The sequence below is a fragment of the Methanosarcina sp. KYL-1 genome (assembly GCF_024372725.1).
Taxonomy (GTDB): domain Archaea; phylum Halobacteriota; class Methanosarcinia; order Methanosarcinales; family Methanosarcinaceae; genus Methanosarcina.
Window position 1 is genome coordinate 1 of record NZ_VOUA01000001.1, and the last position, 19,290, is coordinate 19,290.

19 protein-coding genes and 2 tRNA genes are annotated in these 19,290 nt (G+C 49.8%); 8 read left to right on the forward strand and 13 right to left on the reverse strand.

The features are described 5' to 3' along the window. Window positions 1–293: 293 nt before the first annotated feature. Window positions 294–1,388, reverse strand: coding sequence for a GTP-binding protein (locus FTO70_RS00005; RefSeq protein ID WP_255333638.1), 1,095 nt, complete (start codon window positions 1,386–1,388; stop codon window positions 294–296). A 355-nt stretch (window positions 1,389–1,743) separates the two neighbouring features. Further along, complete coding sequence (locus FTO70_RS00010; protein ID WP_255333639.1) at window positions 1,744–3,654, reverse strand: molybdopterin biosynthesis protein; 1,911 nt, start codon at window positions 3,652–3,654, stop codon at window positions 1,744–1,746. Window positions 3,655–3,799: 145 nt separating this feature from the next. Here FTO70_RS00010 and FTO70_RS00015 point away from each other — a divergent pair, with 145 nt between their 5' ends. Then, the gene (locus FTO70_RS00015) at window positions 3,800–3,964 is read left to right on the forward strand and encodes a hypothetical protein (RefSeq protein WP_255333640.1); all 165 of its coding nucleotides are present in this window, start codon (window positions 3,800–3,802) and stop codon (window positions 3,962–3,964) included. Between the two features lie 101 nt (window positions 3,965–4,065). Here the strand turns inward: FTO70_RS00015 and ilvE are convergent, their stop codons facing one another. Continuing rightward, window positions 4,066–4,944 carry a branched-chain-amino-acid transaminase gene (gene ilvE / locus FTO70_RS00020; RefSeq protein ID WP_255333641.1) on the reverse strand — a complete coding sequence of 293 codons (879 nt, stop codon included), beginning with the start codon at window positions 4,942–4,944 and terminating at the stop codon, window positions 4,066–4,068. 422 nt (window positions 4,945–5,366) lie between these two features. Between ilvE and FTO70_RS00025 the strand changes: the two genes are divergently transcribed. Further along, window positions 5,367–5,441, forward strand: a tRNA-Arg gene (locus tag FTO70_RS00025). A 358-nt stretch (window positions 5,442–5,799) separates the two neighbouring features. Here the strand turns inward: FTO70_RS00025 and FTO70_RS00030 are convergent. The 9 genes from FTO70_RS00030 to FTO70_RS00070 form a co-directional block, all read right to left on the reverse strand. Beyond that, a complete protein-coding gene (locus FTO70_RS00030) occupies window positions 5,800–6,453 on the reverse strand; it encodes a PspC domain-containing protein (RefSeq protein ID WP_255333642.1) in 654 nt (217 codons plus the stop codon). A gap of 610 nt (window positions 6,454–7,063) precedes the next feature. After that, window positions 7,064–7,279 carry a hypothetical protein gene (locus FTO70_RS00035; RefSeq protein WP_255333643.1) on the reverse strand — a complete coding sequence of 72 codons (216 nt, stop codon included), beginning with the start codon at window positions 7,277–7,279 and terminating at the stop codon, window positions 7,064–7,066. Further along, on the reverse strand, window positions 7,280–7,849 hold the full coding sequence (locus tag FTO70_RS00040) for a PspC domain-containing protein (protein WP_255333644.1): 570 nt from the start codon (window positions 7,847–7,849) through the stop codon (window positions 7,280–7,282). A gap of 47 nt (window positions 7,850–7,896) precedes the next feature. Further along, on the reverse strand, window positions 7,897–9,315 hold the full coding sequence (locus tag FTO70_RS00045; RefSeq protein ID WP_255333645.1) for an SO_0444 family Cu/Zn efflux transporter: 1,419 nt from the start codon (window positions 9,313–9,315) through the stop codon (window positions 7,897–7,899). After that, entirely contained in the window at window positions 9,305–9,658 is a 354-nt protein-coding gene (locus tag FTO70_RS00050; protein WP_255333646.1) for a helix-turn-helix transcriptional regulator, read from the reverse strand. The genes FTO70_RS00045 and FTO70_RS00050 overlap by 11 nt, the downstream gene beginning before the upstream one ends. A gap of 80 nt (window positions 9,659–9,738) precedes the next feature. Next, on the reverse strand, window positions 9,739–10,512 hold the full coding sequence (locus tag FTO70_RS00055; protein WP_255333647.1) for an energy-coupling factor transporter transmembrane protein EcfT: 774 nt from the start codon (window positions 10,510–10,512) through the stop codon (window positions 9,739–9,741). Then, window positions 10,509–11,336, reverse strand: a complete 828-nt coding sequence (locus FTO70_RS00060; protein WP_255333648.1) for an ATP-binding cassette domain-containing protein — start codon at window positions 11,334–11,336, stop codon at window positions 10,509–10,511. The genes FTO70_RS00055 and FTO70_RS00060 overlap by 4 nt, the downstream gene beginning before the upstream one ends. Further along, a complete protein-coding gene (locus tag FTO70_RS00065; protein ID WP_255333649.1) occupies window positions 11,312–12,133 on the reverse strand; it encodes an energy-coupling factor transporter ATPase in 822 nt (273 codons plus the stop codon). The genes FTO70_RS00060 and FTO70_RS00065 overlap by 25 nt, the downstream gene beginning before the upstream one ends. A gap of 221 nt (window positions 12,134–12,354) precedes the next feature. Beyond that, the gene (locus FTO70_RS00070) at window positions 12,355–12,918 is read right to left on the reverse strand and encodes a biotin transporter BioY (protein WP_255333650.1); all 564 of its coding nucleotides are present in this window, start codon (window positions 12,916–12,918) and stop codon (window positions 12,355–12,357) included. A gap of 384 nt (window positions 12,919–13,302) precedes the next feature. Here FTO70_RS00070 and FTO70_RS00075 point away from each other — a divergent pair. From FTO70_RS00075 to FTO70_RS00095, 5 genes are all read left to right on the forward strand, one after another. After that, window positions 13,303–13,377: transfer RNA gene (locus FTO70_RS00075), tRNA-Arg, on the forward strand. Between the two features lie 215 nt (window positions 13,378–13,592). After that, window positions 13,593–14,048: an N-acetyltransferase gene (locus FTO70_RS00080; protein ID WP_255333651.1), complete on the forward strand. Its 456-nt coding sequence runs from the start codon at window positions 13,593–13,595 to the stop codon at window positions 14,046–14,048. Between the two features lie 211 nt (window positions 14,049–14,259). Continuing rightward, window positions 14,260–14,934 (forward strand): metal-dependent transcriptional regulator, encoded by a 675-nt coding sequence (locus FTO70_RS00085; RefSeq protein ID WP_255333652.1) that lies wholly within the window; start codon window positions 14,260–14,262, stop codon window positions 14,932–14,934. Window positions 14,935–15,047: 113 nt separating this feature from the next. Then, entirely contained in the window at window positions 15,048–16,961 is a 1,914-nt protein-coding gene (gene feoB, locus FTO70_RS00090) for a ferrous iron transport protein B (RefSeq protein ID WP_255333653.1), read from the forward strand. Between the two features lie 451 nt (window positions 16,962–17,412). Next, complete coding sequence (locus tag FTO70_RS00095) at window positions 17,413–17,652, forward strand: hypothetical protein (protein WP_255333654.1); 240 nt, start codon at window positions 17,413–17,415, stop codon at window positions 17,650–17,652. A gap of 376 nt (window positions 17,653–18,028) precedes the next feature. Here FTO70_RS00095 and FTO70_RS00100 read toward each other — a convergent pair whose 3' ends face one another. Beyond that, on the reverse strand, window positions 18,029–18,166 hold the full coding sequence (locus FTO70_RS00100) for a hypothetical protein (protein WP_255333655.1): 138 nt from the start codon (window positions 18,164–18,166) through the stop codon (window positions 18,029–18,031). Window positions 18,167–18,407: 241 nt separating this feature from the next. Here FTO70_RS00100 and FTO70_RS00105 point away from each other — a divergent pair, with 241 nt between their 5' ends. Next, complete coding sequence (locus FTO70_RS00105) at window positions 18,408–19,277, forward strand: hypothetical protein (RefSeq protein ID WP_255333656.1); 870 nt, start codon at window positions 18,408–18,410, stop codon at window positions 19,275–19,277. Window positions 19,278–19,290: the final 13 nt, after the last annotated feature.

A 19,290-nucleotide genomic window follows, 5' to 3' on the forward strand; every position in this document is an offset into this window, starting at 1 on the left:
AGGGTACATAAAACAGGGTACATAAAACAGGGTACATAAAACAGGGTACATAAAACAGGGTACATAAAACAGGGTACATAAAACAGGGTACATAAAACAGGGTACATAAAACAGGGTACATAAAACAGGGTACATAAAACAAGGGGAAATAGTTCAGGACCGGTAAAAATTAGGATAAGATGACTGTCCTGTCAGCAAGATAATTGTCAGGATCTGACTAAAAATCGGGATGCGGAAATTTCAGGTCTTCCCTTTTCTTTTTTCCTTCCCCTTTTCCGCTTCCTTTTCTTATTTTATTTCTGGATGATAATGGTAAGGATGTCTTCGTCCTGCATCACGTGTTCGAGCCCTACTCTCTGCCCGGGGTGCTTTGCGGACGTGCCCCAGACCTGAGCATAGCGGAATTTCCTGCGGAAATCGCGGTGCAGGCGGTCACAGATCTGGCCGATGTTGGTCCTGCTCATGACTATCAGGGGTTCTTCCATGTCTGCGGGCTGGCCCTGGGGTTTTAAGTAGACCCGGATAAAGCCCAGGCAGTCATAGATCTCGTCTTTGAGGGTCTCGATATTGATCCCCTGGTGGGCTGAGATGAAGATCGAGTCCGGGTAAATCTCTTTGCATTCCTTGATCAGCTGGGGGTAGGCCAGGTCAACCTTGTTGACTGCGATAAGGGAGCGGACGTAGCTCCGGTTGCCCAGGACGACGTCGATCAGCTGGTCTACGGAGATGTTTTCCCTTATCAGGACGTGGGCGTTGTGGATCTTATACTCGTCAAGCACGGCCTTGATGGTTTCTTCGTCCAGGTCGAGCTCGATTGTTGTGTTGATCTCTACCCCTCCCCTGTCCTTTCTTTTGATCACGACATCAGGGGGAACTTCATCCACGCGGATTCCTGCCTGGTAAAGTTCGTCCATAAGCACATCGTAGTGCTTGGGCTGGAAAACATCAAGCAAAAAGATGACCATGTCGGAGTTCCGGATAACCGAAATGACTTCTTTCCCTCTGCCTCGCCCGGAAGACGCACCCTTGACGAGCCCGGGAACATCCAGGAACTGGATCGTTGCACCCTTGTGTTCCAGCACTCCGGGGACAACGGTAAGGGTGGTGAATTCGTATGCTCCGACTTCAGATTTGGCGTCTGTGAGTTTGTTCAGGAGAGTGGATTTTCCGACTGAAGGGAAGCCTACGAGGGTTACGGTCCCGTCTCCGGACTTCCTGACCGAGTACCCTTCTCCTCCACCTTTCGAGGACGCCTTCTTCTCTACTTCGTCCCGCAGGCGTGCGATTTTGGCTTTAAGCCTGCCGATGTGGTGGGAAGTTGCCTTGTTATACTGGGTCTTTCGGATTTCGTCTTCTATTTCCTGTATTTGCTCCTGTATGCTGCTCATCTGGAACCTGCCGACTTCGAGACTGAAGAAATGATAATAATAGTTGAAAAACGAAACCGCCTATAAGCGGTCTCTACAAACCCTTTTTGATCCAAAACAGATCCTTAATCCGGATTTTTTATCCTGAATAGTTGGATGAAATATATATAGCTATGGAATAATCCCGCGTTTCTATTTCAATTTATATTACTTAATAAATATAATAGTATTTAAACATTATTGGTGCCCTGCAGGTTCTGCCGGAAATTTACTCTTTCCAGGCTTCCTGTCGGGCCCCGGGCCGCGAAAAATGTCTGCTCGGGGGCTGTAAAACCCCCTTTTGCATTAAAAAATTAAAATATGCGGGAAACCCGGTTTAATCGGCCTCAATAATTTCCCCGGTCTTCTCATACACCCGCGTCCCTGTCGGCAGTTTCGATGCGAACTCTTCGGAAACCAGGGCCTCAAGGAACTTCCTTATCTCTGGGATGTCCAGCAGTTCTTTTCGGACCAGGAAATCATATTCTTCTTCTGCGATTTTTATGAACTTCAGGCCGTTTCTTTCGGCACAGGTCCGGGCACCTACGCCTGCTTCTGCCTTTCCTGATAAGACCGCCTCGCAGACCGCAAGCTCCGATTTTGCTCCCGAGTCATAACCCGGGATTGAGCCCGCAAGTTCTTTCTTGCTTATTCCCCGGGTTCCAGCCAGTTCCGTGAGCTTGAGGTCAAGAAGTGCCCTCATGCCCGAGCCCAGGTTCCGGTTGATGAGGCGTTTTCCAGGAAGGGCTTCCAGTCCGGAAACCGGGCTGTCATGAGGGACAAGCAGCCCCACTTCCCGGAGGTAGCCTTTGACGAGCACTGCGCCGGAAAGCCCCATACTCTCGATTACCGGAAGGTTGTATTCACCTTCGGAAGAAGGCATGTTCACTCCGGCAATATCGGCGGTGCCTGCGGCAATTGCACTGAAGCCTCCGCTTGAGCCCGTGTTCAGGACCCTGAACCGAAGCCCGCTCAGGTCTTCCAGCAGGTCAAGGCAGGGGCAGGGGTCTCCGGCTATCAAAAGGTCCGGCTTTTCAACGTCCCCGAAAAGGGTAACTTCCACCGGAGTCCCGGCTTCGATGAACTCGGTTTCGGGTGGGATTTCGATAAAGCCGTCTGCTCCTGCAAGGGAGGTAATGGCCCCCGAACCCCTGTCTGCCGGGTACGCCCTGCCTCTTACGAGGCCTACGGGAAGGAGCTGCTGGCGTCCTTCCGAGCGGAAGTCCGTGCCAATTATTCCGTTTTCGGTCTTTTTGAGCCCGGTTTCGGCCCCCAGGGCTTTTCGGAGAAGGGGGGCAACGAATTCGTCAAAGATCATAAGGGCTGAAGTCGGGTTTCCCGGAAGCCCGATTATTGGGACCCCCCGGATGATGCCTATAATCACGGGTTTCCCTGGCTTGATGTTTATCCCGTGGGCAAGGGTTTCCCCCATTTCATCAATCAGCCTGTACATTACATCCCCGGCTCCGGATGACGTGCTGCCCGAGGTAAGGACCAGGGCGCATTCTGAGACAGCGGTTTCGAGTACCTTTCTCATGGAGGTTTCATCGTCTTTTACGATGCCGTAAAGCACGGGTGAGGCCCCGCATTCCTGCACCCCTGCATATAATGTGTACGAGTTTGCGTCATAGATCTGCCCGAATGCCAGTTTCTCTCCGGGATTCACTAGCTCGTCCCCAGTCGAGAGGATCCCTGCGGGCAGCTTAAGGACAGGGACTTCTTTTTTCCCTATGGAAGCCAGGACTCCGATTTCCCGGGTCCCCAGTTTTCTCCCCCTCCTGAGCACCCTTTCCCCTTTAAGGATGTCTGACCCGGCTTTCATGATATTTTCGCCCACTGTCACAGGCCTGGTGATAAATACCTCCCCGCCTTCTTCCGAGCTGTACTCTACCATCACCACAGCATCAGCTCCTTCGGGGACCGGGGCACCGGTTGCGATTTCCACGGCTTCTCCTGCCTGTACGGCGTATTTTGCGCCCGAGCCAGCGGGGATGTTCCCGAGCAGCCTGAGCCTTATAGGTTCGGTCTCGCTGCAGGCATAGGTGTCGCTGGCCTTTACGGCATAGCCGTCCATCACTGCTCTTGAGAAGGAAGGGACGGAAATCCCGGCAACGATGTCTTCTGAAAGGGTTTTTCCCCGGGCGTCTTCAAGGGGTGCAATTTCGGTTCCGGGATTGACCTGAAGGCCGCCTATTATTCTCCGCGCCTCCTCAACAGAGACAAGTTTCCGAAATTCTTTGCGTTTCATGTGACTCAAATCCTACTTTATCCGTTTTTCAGATGAATGTTTTACTTTAATATCGTTTCCCGGCCCATTTCATGTTTTTCACGGCCTGCTTCTGAACCGGCCTGCCTCTGGACAAGTTAACAATGGTGAAATAAATAGCTCAAAAATGAACATAGAAATGAGCAGGGAAATGAGCAGGGAAATGAGCAGGGAAATGAACAGGGAAATGAGCAGGGAAATAAGCAGGGAAATAGGCAGGGAAATAAGCAGGGAAATAAGCAGGGAAATAAGCAGGGAAATAAGCAGGGAAATGAACCGGGATCTCATATAAACAAGTTAAAAAAGTTCAATAATGGCTAAAAAGAGAGTGCAGCGGGAAAAATCCCGCCATCTATTTGTTTTTTTCTTTTACCCTGTTTGGGGCCTGCCCGTTTATTTGTAGATGGGGGTCCCGGAGTTCTGGGTGATTTTCTCGAAAGCCTCAACCATTTTTCCGGTGAGAGGTCCGGGCTTGCCTGTGCCGATGAGCCTTCCGTCGAGCTTGGTCAGGGGAGCGGATTCGGCTGCTGTCCCTGTGACGAAGATTTCGTCGGCGGTGTAGAGGTCAAAGAGGCCGAGGTTTGCTTCGATTGTCCTGTAACCCATCTCGTCCAGGAGTTCGATTGCAGTTGCCCTGGTGATGCCTTTTAAGTTGCTGATGGTATAGGGAGTCAGGACCTGGTTGTTCTTGACGATGAAGATGTTGTCTCCCGAGCCTTCGCAGACAAAGCCGTTCTGGTCCAGGAAGATGGCTTCGTCGCCTCCCTTCTCATTGGCCTCGATCTTTGCCAGGATGTTGTTGAGGTAGTTTAAGGACTTGATGTTCGGGGACAGGGCATCGGGAGCATTTCTCCGGACGCAGACGCTGACTCCGGTGAGCCCGACTTCGTAGAGGTCGCCGTACATGGCGCCCCAGCCCTGGGCGATAACAACCACGCTGGGCTTTTCACACTTGCGTGGGTCAAGCCCGAGGTCTCCGACCCCTCTTGAGACGATGGGGCGGATATAGGCGTCCCTGAGGTTGTTTTTCCTGAGGGTCTCAAGGATTACCTCGCTCATCTCTTCTTTTGAGAGAGGGATCTCCATTGCAATTGCCTTTGCCGAATCATAAAGCCTGTCAACGTGTTCCTTTAACTTGAAGACACGCCCGTTGTAGGCCCTTATACCCTCGAAAACGCCGTCGCCGTAGAGGAAGCCGTGGTCATAAACCGAAACTTTGGCTTCAGTCTTGGGGACAAATTCCCCATTTAAGTAAATCAGTAACTCACTCATTTGCGAACCATCCTCTTGAAGTTTTACTACCTTTGGGGGTTAATTTACAGCGCACTTCTGTCTGCCGCCCGGTGGGGCGACAATTTACAGTGTACCTCTGTATAGTGTATTTTCCTTGATGTTTTCAATCCAATATAATCTTTGATGTATAACCTCAATAGCCCATTTCCGTTTTTCACGCATTAGCAGTCTGTAGAGCTCTATACGGAACTCTAAGGAAACTCTAAGCCTTTGGGAAGATCCCATACTGATAAATTATTGAGGAAGATCCCGGATAATATCGGGAAGATACTGAATATATATTACAATTCCGCTTCTACATAAATATTTTAAGATTTTTTACAACTCTCCTGAACATTTTCATACAAAAAGCTTTTATCTTAAAAGGCTCATTTCGTATTCCGCAGTAGGATAATCAAAGTGGGCTCGTGGCTTAGCCAGGATATAGCGCTGGGCTTCTAACCCAGACGTCGGGGGTTCAAATCCCTTCGAGCCCGCTTTATTCCTTTTCAGCTTATTTCTCTCTACTTTTACCCGATTCTTTTACCCAATTCTTATCCTGTTCAATGTTCAGTATTTTCTTATCATTTTTGACATCTTTTCTTTCAAGTTCTTTTTTTCGTTACCTGACCCTCTCATAATGCCGTTTTTTTCCGTTTTTACTTTGAAAATACGGATTAAACCGGGAAAGGAGGCAGAAAAATAAGCAAGTACAAGAGAACTAAAATAAGTACAAGGTAATTAAAATATAAGGTAATTAAAATACCAGAGAATTAAAATAAAAAAGAAGGTTTGGGACTCAGGAAAACCCTGATAATTCCCTTTATTTTTAAATTGCAGTTGAATTAATCCGTTTCAGTTATCCCTGTTCTTAAGCAGCAGCCAGGCCCCGCCAAGGATCAGGATTACAGGCAGGAACAATTCATCAAGCCACCTGAACCTCCAGAATATGCCTGTCCTGTCAAGCAGCAGGTAAGCGCCCACGATAAGTAAAATCGAACCCAGGAGACGGTTGCGGTCTGACTTTTCCCTTATGCCGCCGCCGGCCTGCTTGAGTTCCTCATGCAGTCCGTTAAGGTTGCTGGTAACGGTTTCTTTTGGAGTCATCTCCACGCTGTCTTCCGTGGGCATGATTACGGCCAGGATTATGTAAATGACCAGCCCTACCCCGTCTATGAGAGTAAGGGCCACGAAGGCAAGCCTCACCAGTGTCGGGTCTATCCCTAAGTATTCCCCAAGTCCGCCGCAGACCCCAAAGAGCATGCGGTTGCTTTTGCTTTTTGTCAGGCGCTTCTTCATGGTGTAGGCGGTGCGCCTCTCTCCTTCGTTTTTCTCTTCTGTCCTTTTTTCTTCGGTTCCTTCTTCAGCCTCTTCTTCTGTTCCTTTCCTGCTTTCTCTTTCGTTTTCTTTCCAGGGCTCTTTTCCGGTTTCTGCCTCAGGTCTCCCCGGGGCTTCGGAGATGTCTTCTTCTACTCCCTTTCTGTCCTGGGAGTCGGGATTTTCCTGCATACTGAGAATTCCTTTCCTGCGGATTTATATTATTTGGTTTCCTTTCCACATTTTTCATTATTTTATACTATTTTTTCCACAGTCTTTTTCAATCTTTTTGAAGTTCTGGGGTATATATAATAAACCATTTTTGGATTTCTTTTTACATTTCTCTTCACTTTTTGAGTTCCTTCATTATGGCCGGGAAGCTTTTCGGGAATCTTAACGGTGCAGGTTGGGGTTGGATTAGAGTTGGAAGGGTAGCTTGCAGAGGCTAACTGCCGTATCAAAAAGAAGTTAGGCTGAATTGTCAGTTGGCTGAATGGTCGGAATTGAAAGGATGGGAAATAAAATGTTGCAAAAAAAGTATCTATTCAGCGTACCAAAAATCAGTCGATTGATGCTGATTTTGAGGTTTCAAAAACATAGAATTACCAACTTACGTAAAACCGAAAAACACAATCAATAGCCGACAATTATATAAAATAAGGCAAGATGATTTTGCCCGTTTTACATTTAGGAGGATGTCTATTGATGTTGTTTTTCATACGCTGAATAGTTCCCAAAAAACAATGAAATAAATTTTTCGAGATATGAAGGGTTCGGGAATCTCCGAAAACCTCCTCTCTTTTCACTTCCGGTTTTTGTAGAGTAGCCAGGCTCCTCCGAGGATGAAGATTACGGGAAAGAAGAATTGTTTGAGCCACCAGAATACTGTGTAATCGCTCAGTTCGTTCAGCACGAGGTAAATGCCGGTGATAATTATGATCATACCAAGAATCTTTTCGCGCTCCACCCGGTCTATTTTTTCTTCCCCTCCGGGCTTCTCTGCCTGTTCGGACCCCATCTATTCTTTGCTCATCTCAATGCCGCTTTCCGAAGGCATGATGACGGCAAGTATGATGTAGATGACAATCCCTATCCCGTTTAGAAGAGCAAGGAGCACGAAAGCAAGCCTGACAAGTGTCGGGTCTATCCCGAAGTACTCTCCGAGCCCCCCGCAGACGCCAAAGAGTATTTTGTTGCTTTTGCTCTTTGTCAGGCGGCGTTTCATGGTGTAGGTGGTACGTTCTTCTTTAGCCTCTTCGGCTCCCCACACTCTTTCTTTAGCTCCTTCAGCCCCCTCTTTTGCTTCTTCAGCTGCTTCTTTTACTTCTTCGGCCGCCACTTTTGCTTCTTCAGCCGCCTCCTTTGCCGCAACTATCTCTTCTTCGGGCAGCCTTCCTCCTATAACTTTTTCTTCCCCTGCAGCCTTTTCCATTGCTTCTTCTGCAGCTTCTTTTGCAGTTTCCACCTCAGCTTTTACCTCTACTTCTTTCTCCACCTTTTTTCCGACTCCTTCTTCAGGCTCCGGGGCGGTTTTGGAGGTACCTGCTTCCACGTCCTTTTTTTCAATTGGATCGGGATTTTCCTGCATACAGGTAATTCAATTTCAGCGAATTTATATTATTCGTATATATTTTTTCAATGGCAACCACATTCTTTTTTTTGCCGGAATATCCCGTAAAGCATCAGGGGGAGGAGGAGGACTGCAAATCCGAGCTTTACGGTTTCGGGAAGCATTTCGCCTGCGCTTCCCAGGGTTGCTGTTGCGCTTATTCCCAGTTTCAGGTAAAGGAAGTCCAGAAGGATTCCCGCTCCCAGGGCGCAGAGGGAAATCACTCCCAGGTAAAGGGCTGCAGAGCGTTTGCCCAGGAAGCGGGCGACCATTGTAATAGTAGCCGCGTTGGTCGCAGGGCCTGCCAGGAGAAAGACGAAAGCTGTGCCCGGGCTCATTCCTTTTGCCATCAGGCTTGCTGCAAGGGGGGTCGAAGCTGTTGCGCAGATGTAGAGGGGAATTCCAACCACAAGCATGACCATCATTGAACGGAGGCCGCCTCCCAGGTATTCCTGGATCAGGGTGTCAGGGACAGCATAGGATATGGTGCCTGCAAGGAGGATTCCTATGAACATCCATTTCGAAATGTCTCCCGGAAGTTCGATGTAAGCGTACCGGAGTCCTTCGAGGACTTTTTCTTTTGCGGATTTCCCGGCTTTGCTGCTTTCCTTTTCCCCTTCGATTTCGTGCCCGCAGCTCCCGCAGCCACAGGAAGAGCTTTCTTTTATCGGGGAGGGAATGGAAAGGGGTATGGTGAAGGGGGAGAGTTTTTCACCGGTTTTGTTGCCGATTCCTGCAGGCTTTATTTCTAAAGTTCTAACTCCTGCAGGTTTTGCTACGTTTTTCAAAGCCGCCCCTTTCCCGTCTCCGGAGTTCGCAGCCGTGCTGCAGCCGCAGGATGATATGTTGCATGAGCTGTCGCTGCATGAGCTGTCACTGCATGAGCTGTCACTGCATGAGCTGCCGGTTTTCGGAGCCCCGATCAGGGTGGCAACTGCAAGCATCCCTGTCCTGTTTCCCGGCTTTTCCTGTGCTTTTGTCTCCTTCTTTTTTTGCTCATCTCCTATCAGCAGGTTGTCCGCAAGCCCTGCAAGGAGGGCGGTTGCAAGGGTTGCCAGGGGGCGAAAGACCGTCATCAGGGGGTCCAGGAGGGCGTAGGTGATTGCAATGGAGTCCACGCCGGTCTGGGGGGTCGAGATAAGGAAAGAGAGGGTTGCTCCCCGGTTTGCCCCTCTTTTCCGTATGGACATGGCGGCAGGGATCACTCCGCAGGAACAGAGGGGAAGGGGCAGGCCTGCAATGGATGCGTTGACCACGGAGCGGACTTTTCCTGCGGAGGTCCCCAGGTAATCAATGATTTTCTGGTCGGGGACCAGGACGTTCAGGAGGCCTGCAACCCCGAACCCGAACAGGAGGTAGGGGGCAGCCTCCGTGAATATGTCCCAGGAAGCCAGGAGGACGCCTGATATGACGGCCGTCAGGGTGGACAGGATCTCAGTGCTCATGTTTTTCCTCCACGTGTTCCAGGCACATCTCTATTAACATTCGCACGTGGGCGTCGGCAATATAGTAAATTGTAAATTTCCCCTCCCTCCTGACCCGCACAAGGTCAAGCTGCCTGAGGGTGCGGAGGCTGTGCGAGATCGCTGACTGGGTGACGTCCAGGGCCTGTTCGAGTTCGCAGACGCACATCTCCTTCTGCCTGAGCAAAAAGAGGATTTTCAGGCGGGTGTCCGACTGGAGGGCCTGGAAGACCGCAGCCATCCTTGTGATGCTTTCGGTTTCCGGGACTTTCTTCAGCATGCCTCCTATCTGCCCGGCATTCACTCTTTCGCATTTTTCTTTCATGAATATATGAACAACTGTTCATATATTAATATCTTATTAAAAACTGCAGCAGTTAACGGTAATTGGCCGGCTCCCGGCTTTCAGAGCCCCAGGACCAGTATGGAAAACAGCAGGAGGACCAGCAGGGCTGCCCAATCCCTTCCCTTCATGGAAAGTTCGTGCATCGAAGTCCTGGCCCTCCCCTGGTAGCCCCTGCTCTCCATTGCAAGGGCAAGTTCCCCTGCGTCCCGGACAAGCCCCCTGAGCAGGGGGACGGCAAGGGCGGGAATCGACCTGAAGGGACTTTTCCCAAAGTCCATACCCCGGGCAGCCTGGGCGGCTTTTGTCCGTTCCACCCTTTCGAAGAGGAGGGGGAGGAAAGCGATGGAGAGGTTCATCATCGTGGCAAGTTCAAAGGATGTCACTCCCAGCCAGCGCAGGGGGAGGGGGCGGAGCATCCTTTCGATCCCTGCGGTAATTGCGGAAGGGTTGGTGCTTGCGGTCAGGACGGCGGCAAAGAGCAGGAGGAGCACGAAGCGGGATGCAATCCTGGTCCCGTTTTCAAGCCCTTCGAGGCTCGGCTGCAGGGCCCCAAAAGAGGCCAGTGCCTCTCCCTCCGTGAAAAAAAGCTGGGCAAGGAAGATAAAGGTAATAAACAGCACCATTGGCCTGACTGCCCGGGCAAAGACCTTCAAAGGGACTCCCGAGAGCAGGGCAAGGGTGAAGAAGAGTACGAAAAGAGCCCCTATCCCTGTGAAACTCTCAGCCCTGAAGGTCAGGACCCCTAGCAGCATCACGGCTGCAAGCTTTGTCCTGGGATCAAGCCTGTGGAGAAGGGATGTCCCGGGCACGTAGCTGAATACAGGCTCTTTCATGTTTTTTCCTCAAATGCTGATTTTGCTTTCAGGATCTCCTCAAGGGCAGCTTTTACTGTGAATGCGGCAGGGTTTACGGGCAGCCCCCGGTTTTTAAGTTCCCGCATCAGGGATGCAACAGGAGGGAGGGGGCCGCATCCGGCTTCAAGGTACTCTTCCCGGCTGCCCTGGAACACTATCCTTCCTTCCTGCATAAGCACGACCCTTTCCAGCAGGGGGAAAAACCCTTTAAGGTTGTGGGTAACCGTCACGACTGTAGTGCCCTGTTCACGGATTCTCTTCAGGGCCTCAAGGGTTTCGGTCTTTCCGCCAGGGTCCAGGCCTGTTATGGGCTCGTCCAGCACCAGGTAGTCCGGCCTGAGGGCAAGGGCGCTTGCAAGGGCAACCCGCTGCATCTCCCCTCCGCTCAGGCTGAACGGGGACCTTAAAAGCACTTCCCGGTCAAGGGAAACGGCTTTTAAGGCTTCCAGGACCCTTTCTTCGGTTTCTTCCTTTGAAAACCCGAAGTTTGTGGGGCCAAAGGCTATCTCCTCATGCACGGTCCTGCAAAATAGCTGGTCTGCAGCCTGCTGGAAGAGCATGCCCACCTTTCTTTTTACCTCTCTCGAGGAAGGGTCAAGCCCGTCCACGCTCACGCTTCCCGAGTCCTGGCGGAGAAGCCCGTTAAAGAGTTTCATCAGGGTGGATTTTCCTGCTCCCTTCTCCCCGAAAATTCCTACAAATTCCCCTTTTTCGATCCGCAGGTTTATGTCCCTGAGGGCGGGAGTTTCAAGGGGGGTCTTTTTTGCGTAGGCAAAGTTTACGTTTTTGAGAATAATCGGCATATCTCCTCCGCAAATGTTTCCGGGGAACGGGTCTTTTCCCAGGGCACGTGTATCCCGTGGGCCCTGAGCTGCGCTGCAAGTTCGATCAGGGAGGGAAGGGCAAGGCCCGGGTCTCCCGGGAGGTCTGAAAACAGCTTCTCAGGCTGTCCTTCCCGCACGATTTTTCCCTGCTCCATAACTATGACCCTGTCTGCGGCATGGAGCTCTTCGAGGTTGTGAGTGACATATACTATGGTTTTTCCTTTTTCCCGGAGCCCTTCTATGCGTTTGAGGACTGCAGTCCCCGAACCGGGGTCGAGCATTGAAGTTACTTCATCAAATACCAGGCATTCGGGCTCCATTGTAAGGACGCCAGCCAGGGCCGTGCACTGCCCCTGGCCTCCGCTCAGGGTTTTCGGGGAACGGTGCCTGTATTTCTCAAGCCCTGTTTCGGCAAGGACCCTGTCCACCCGTACCCGGATCTCTGCGGGGGAAAGGCAGAGGTTTTCAGGGCCGAAAGCCAGGTCCTCTTCCACGGTCCTGCCCACAAACTGGGTTTCAGGGTTCTGGAACACGATGCCCACAAGTTTTCTTATCTCCGGGAGCCTTGCAAAGTCCCGGGTATCCAGTCCCCTGACCGTGACCTTTCCTTTTTCGGGCCTGAGGAGACCGTTAAGGTGGAGGGCGAGAGTGGATTTCCCACTTCCGTTTCGGCCTATTATCCCCAGGAATTCTCCCTCTTCAATCTCCAGGTTTATGTTTCTGAGGGCAGGAGTCCCGCCAGGGTAGCTGTAACTTACATTTTCGAGCCTGATCATGCTGAATCGGATTTCTTCTTTTTTTCTTCTTCTTCTTCTTCTTCTTCTTCTTTTAATTCTCTTAAATATGCCAGAGCAAATTTCTTTTCCTCTTTTTTAAATCTCCGGAATATCCGGAATATGCTAAACCGGATTCCTTATACTCTTTTTAAATTCTCCGGAAAAATTCGGGAAATGCCCTGTTTCTTTTTGCAGGAAAAGGTGAGAGCCGGGGGTGGCCTTTACAGTTCATGTGTTGCAGCAATGTATGCGGCAACTGCAGTCTTTAAGGCTTCTCCCGGAAGGAAGGGTAGGACTCCGAGGGCAAGGGCGGTTTTGAGCCCGAGCTCGGCTACGAACATCAGCTGGGCAACTCCGCAGGCGTAGATTACCAGGATTCCGGCTCCCATGTTCAGGGCATTTGTCAGAAATCCCGGTTTACCTTTCTTTTCAGCGATTTCGGAAAGCCGGCCTATCAGGTAGGCTGCCAGGATAAAACCGAAGATGTACCCTCCCGTGGGGCCGAGGACAACGCCCAGTCCGGAACTTCCTCCGGAAAAGACCGGGAGCCCTGCAATTCCAAGGAGCATATATACAAGCATACTCAGGCTCCCCCATTTGCTTTTCAGCATACTTCCAGCAAGCAGGACAAAAAAGACCTGCAGGGTTATGGGCACAGGCGAAAAGGGCATGGGAATCTCAATATATGCTCCTGCGGCAGTCAGGGCTGCAAAAAGAGATGCAAAGACCATCTTCCTGAGTTCGGGAGCTTGGGTTGTTTGCAGGTTACTGTTTTTCATTTTCATGGTTTTGCCTTTTTATGGTGGCTTTTGCTTTTTGTTTAAGGGATTTTTGCCCTCTTTCGGGCCTTCTGGAATGAGAAGATTTCTGATAATGCAATAAATTGGCAACGGGCCAGTTCTGCCGGGTATTGTTAACTGCTGTATTGTTTCCCTTTGCCGGCTAACTCGTCCACTGCGAATTTAAAAGTATTGTTAACCTCATTTTCACCTTTGGTTTACATTGGATTTAAAACTTTCCCGGTATCCATGGCTTAATCTTTCCGGAGGATTTTTCTCCGGTTCGGAGCGATAATTAGATATATATCTTCTGCCGGTATTATGGATACTTCACCTGAGATGCAGTCCTTGCAGAATAATCACGGGCATGTATTTCGGGAATATCATTGTGGGCGCGTGGCCTAGCCCGGATATGGCGGCAGCCTCCTAAGCTGTAAATCGGGGGTTCAAATCCCTTCGCGCCCGCTAATTTCCTTTCATCTGTTTTGCCTGTTTTGTTCTGGCATAGGGATTCAGTGTCAGGTTTCTGATCATGATTCTATGGTTTTTATCCAGGTGTCAGAGCCGGCAGCATGAACAAATTTTAACAAGCACGAAATTAAAATAGAGTACAGAATTAACATAGCAGTACTGAATTAGCATAACAAGTACGGAATCAGCACTTCAGAGGAAACAGGACCGTGATCAGGAAAGCCAGGGTCAGTGACGTTGTTGCGATGAAGCAGATCATCAGCACCTATTCCAGGGAGGAGCTTATGCTCGCCCGCTCCCTGAGTGAGATGTATGAAAATATCAGGGACTATTACGTCTGCGAGATGGACGGGGAAGTCGTGGGTTGTTGTGCCCTGCACGTGGTCTGGGAAGACCTTGCAGAGGTCCTTGCCCTTGCAGTAAAGCCTGAATGCGCAAGAAAAGGCGTGGGCACAAAACTGGTCTCGGCCTGTCTTGAGGATGCTGAGGACCTGGGCATGAAGGAAGTCTTTGCCCTTACCTACGTGCCTGAATTTTTTGAAACGCTCGGCTTCGATATAGTGGACAAAAACAGCCTCCCCCGGAAAATCTGGTCCGGGTGCCTCAGGTGCCCCAAATTCCCCGACTGCAATGAAATTGCTGTCCTGAAGTCGATCAATGCCTGAATCTTTTCGGGGCTTTTCCCGGAATCCCTGCTTTTTTCGTTCCCTGTTTCCATGTTTTAGTCCGGATGTGCGGGGTTTTCGGCTGCAAAAGCTTCTCCTCTTAATTAACTTTTTATTATAGATCAAAAACCACAAGTTATTTATTTGGGCAGTTTAGTTTTTAGGTTGTCCTAATTATCCGGCCCGGTGCTTTCAGGCCGGTGCTGGTGGGATGGTGTTGATGCATACGGATCGATTAGAAGAATATCTTGAGACGATTCTTTACCTTATCATGAAAAACCAGGGCCCTGCAAAAACCAAACAGATAGCAGACGAGCTTAACGTGTCTCCGCCCAGCGTGACGGAAATGATCAAGAAGCTGTCTTCTATGGGGCTGGTGGAATACACTCCCTACCAGGGAGTAGAATTAACTGAAAAAGGAACTGACCAGGCTGTCAGGATTAAACGGAAGCATCAGGTGCTGGAAACTTTCCTGGCAGATGTCCTTGATTTTGACCGGAAGGAAGCCCACAAGGAAGCCTGCGAACTGGAGCATGCAGTCTCGGACTCCGTGCTTGAGAAGCTCTACGAGTTCCTGGGGAGTCCCGAATACTGTCCTGACGGGCATCCCATAAACATTGACATGAGCAATATGAAGCGTGAGGACCATTTCCTCCCCCTTGACGAAATGAAAGAAGGGACTTCCGGCACCATTGCAAGGGTTACTCTCCCCAGGGAAACAAGAGAGCGCCTGAACTCCCTCGGTATCCTTGCAGGGGAAGAGATCGAAGTGAAGCGCAAGCAAAAACAGGGCTGTATTTCGGTAATAGCCGTGGGCTCGGAAATTGCCCTGGGCAGGGATGTTGCAAAGAAGATTTTCATCACCCCCAGGGCTAATGGCCTGTAAGGGCGGGGGACAGGCCCTGCCCGGCACGGAACATAAACAATGGAGGCGTGATAAGAATTCCCGGCTCATGCTGTACTTCCCGCAACAAAAAAAAGAAAAATTCTCCTTATGATATGACCTTTGCCTTCGTGGGCAACCCCAGCGTCGGGAAAAGCGTCTTTTTCAGCAGGCTTACCGGGGTTGGCGTGGAGGTTTCTAATTATCCCGGCACAACTGTCACCCTTACCCGGGGGGTTGTCAAAGCCAGGGGCAAAACCATCGAAGTTGTGGACCTGCCCGGGATTTATTCCCTCGGGGCTTCGACTGAAGATGAAAAGGTCACCAAGAAATTCCTGATCCAGGATGAACCTGACGTGATAATCAATGTCCTGGACGCAAGCAGGCTTGAAAGAAACCTTTTCCTTACCCTGCAGCTGCTGGAACTTAACATCCCCATGGTTATTGCCTTAAACCAGATAGACCTGGCCGAAGAGCTGGGGATCCGGGTTGACGTCGACAAGCTCTCCGAACTCCTCGGGCTTCCGGTTGTGCCCACGGTTGCTATCCGGGGGGAAGGGCTTGACGAGGTGGTGCTTGTGGCCCTCGGGGAGCAGGGCAAAGCCCAGGACCATTACAGGGTCATGTACAGCCAGTTGATCCGCCAGGCCCTTGCAGGACTTGACTTTTCTTTTCCCGATTCTTCCCCCAGTGTGAAGATTGCGGCGCTTCTGAACGACGCAGAGTTTGTGGAACTCTGCTGCATGCCTCCCGAAGCCAATGCCCTGCTTACTTATGCCCGGAGGTTCAGGCAGAACCTCGAACTTGAGCACAGGCTCTCGGTCCATGATACCGTATCCAGGGACCTTTACGGGGAATCAGGGCACATTGTAGACAGCGTGGTCATCCGGGTAGAGCCCGGAAAAAGCATGAAAGACAGGATTGACGGGGTCCTTACTTCCCCCAATTTCGGGATTGCCGTGCTTATCGGAGCCCTGCTCCTGACTTTCCTCCTGGTCTTCCGGGTCGGGGGGTTCCTTGAGTCCTGGATCGTGGACGGTATTTTCGAGCCCCATATCCTGGGGCCAGTGGAGGCTATGACCGAGGGAATGCCGCCTATAATCCGGAACCTGATCGTATATTCCCTCCGCGGGGTGGAGGCAGGGGTCGCAATTGCCATTCCCTATATAGCAGTCTTTTACGCCATCCTTTCGGTTTTCGAGGACTCCGGCTATCTTACCCGGGCAGCGTTTCTCCTGGACAACCTGACCCACAGGCTGGGGCTGCACGGAAGGGCTGTAATCCCCCTGGTCCTGGGTTTCGGGTGCAACGTGCCTGCCATCATGGCAGTGCATGCGCTTGGGACCCGGAGGGAAAAGAGGATAGCGTCCCTTTTGATCTCCCTTATCCCCTGTTCAGCCAGGACGGTTATTATCCTGGGGCTGGTAGGGACTTTTGTGGGCTTCTGGGCCGCGGTTTCGATCTACGTGATGGAGGTATTCATTATCGCCGCCATGGGTTGGGTCCTCGGAAAAACCCTGCCCGGCCAGCGCAGCGGTTTTATCATGGAGATGACCCCCCTCAGGAAACCCGAGCTGAACTCCACCCTCAAGAAAACCTGGATGAAAAGCCGGGAATTCCTTTATATCGCTTTCCCGCTGCTGCTTGTGGGAAGTGCCTTCCTGGGAATTGCCGACGCCCTCGGGCTGCTTTCGGTCTTCCAGGACTTTGTTGAGCCCCTCTCCGTGGGCCTCCTGGGCCTTCCTGCGTTTGCGGCAACGGCCCTTGTCTTCGGGATCCTCAGGAAGGAGATGGCTCTCCAGATCCTTGCCGTGCTTGCAGGCACCGCAAACTTTGCAGCCGTGATGACCCCCTTGCAGATGTACCAGTTTGCAGTTATCACAACCATCTATGTGCCTTGCGTGGCAACCATTGCAGTCCTGAAACACGAACTCGGGTGGAAGGACACGAGCATGATCGTTCTTTTTACGGTGTTTCTTGCCCTGGGAGTCGGGGTCCTGATCCGGTATTTCGGGCCTTACTTCCTCTGATCTTTTTGCCTTTTTCCTGCCTTCTGGAATACCTCGTGGCCTGGAATGTTCCAGGGGCCTGGAATCGGGTATCTGTTAGTTTTTCCAGCTGTTTTTCCGGCTGTTTTTCCGGAGGGTCCAGGCTCCGGCCTCAATGAACTATCAGGGTTCGTGGAAAAAGTGTCAGTGTCCTGAATAAAACAGATTTATCTGAAAGACTTCTCTAAAAGACTTCTCTAAAAGACTTCTCTAAAAGACTTATTTATAAATAACTTTGAAAACGGATCTCAATTCTTTTTTCATTAATTGGAAATAACCTTTTTATATATTGTATGTGTTTTCATCTACAGAAATGTATGGGGCATGGTCTGTGGCATAATATTTATATATTAATATGTTCATGTGTTACTGTTCTAATTGTTTTGCCCATAACCAAAAATTATTAATACTAAGCAAATCGTGTTTATTTCCGATGACCCGAATTACCAGTCAGTCACACAAAAACGTGTTTAGTGTTATTATGGATATCTTTGAAATGGATCATTTCCGTGAGCCTGAAATGGAGGAGGTGCAGTTTTTCCTGGAAAGCACGGGAACCCACGGTTCCATTGTGAATGAAAATGCCCTGGAACTGGACTGCAGCTCACCTAAAATCCAGTCTCGTGCAAGTGTATTATTCGATTTCGATGATTCCATTCCGTCCATCAAATAACACCTGCTTTTAATATTCCCCCCGTTCTGGAATCCAACCCCCCATACCGGTAGTTTTTCGGGTTAGTATTGGATTTCATTTCTTCTATTTTCAATTTTCTTTAGCTTTGCCTGCCCTGAGGCCCTTCCTTTAATCGTCCTTAAGCCGTCCTTCTATTTCCTTTATCTTTTTCTGCCTTAAGGCCGTCTTTGAAGGTGTCTTTGAAGGGTGTCTTTGAAGCCAACCTGACCTCTCCGGTATATTTAAATTTATTTATACAGATTTCATCGAAATATATTTATATGAGTTTCTTTTTGATCTCCTTCTCAACAATATAACTTCTTTTACTTGATTCCTGTTTTAGGCCAGGTTTTTTCAGATTCCTTCAGGTTTTTTCTTAGTTAATATATTTTTTGAGATTTCTTTTTAAAGTCCCTGTGAAATTTTCCCTGCAGGAGTTATCAAATTCCCTTCCCTCAGGTTTCCCCACAAAATTTTGTTCCCTTCCTGCAAAAAATGGCAGATAGCTATCCATTTTTTCAGAAAGGTTAATAAAGTTCCTCTTATTATATTTTAATCAAAAGTTCTTGCTTTTCCGGGAAAAAGCCATCGATTACCATATATATATAAAGTAAGATTACATGTACTTTGTACACATTATTTAAATTTGTCTGAGCAATACAATAAAATTATAGTTATGTTGATCTTGCCTGCTATCTAAAGTGTTACAGGTTTTCAGGAAATCGGGGACCCGAATTCATTTAATGAGGTATTTTATGAGAACTGGACAGAGGGATCTGAATAATACACCGCTCAGAAGGCGCCTGTCAATTACCTATGAGGAGCTCGAGACTCTCAAGAAATCAATCAAGGTTTCGGTTCTCAACGAACTGCGGGCCGAAATGGAAAACAGTTCCGATGTGGAATCAATGAAGGACCTTATCATTTCCGAGATCAGGTCCGAGTTGATGGGGATACCTAATCCCGCATCCCTTAAGGCTTCAATAGCCAATGAGTTGCGCCTGGAATTAAACCAGGCTCAAGGGCATGATGGGGGGGCAGTTGAAAGGAAAGTCAAGGAACTGGCCGGGCTTCAGGACGGGCTTGTCCGGGAACTTCTCGACCAGAAAACAGTTATAAAAAAGCTGGAGTCAGAAGTCGAAAAACTCTCAAAGGTAATTGAAGAATTGAAAACTGCAGCTCCCGCAGCCCCTCCTTCTGTTTCCCTCTCCCTCCTCGAAGACCCTCTTGACCTTCCTCCTCTTTCGCGGAAGCCAAGACAAAAGCCAGAATTCCGGAAAGAAGGGCCTTCTTCACACGGAATGATTGAAGTCAGGGAAGTCCCTGCCCCTCTTCCGGGTACAGGTACCAGAGTCCAGCTGAAGGTTAAGGAAGTGGAACCCCGGGAACTGGATGAAGAGGAACCCCACGAAGTAAAGTGCGAGTATATTATTGCCGAGAGTGGGGAATTGAAGCGGCAGAAGTCTCCCAGAAGAGTCCAGCGGCGCGATGATAATTATAAGTGTGAGTACATCATCGCAGAAAAAGGTGAGACACTGGTCCTGCATGACGAATCCGTGGTCGAGCGGGAAGACGAAGACGCCGAAATCATCACCTGCAGCAGGAAAATTCCAAACGCGCAGTGAGGACTGAAAAAAC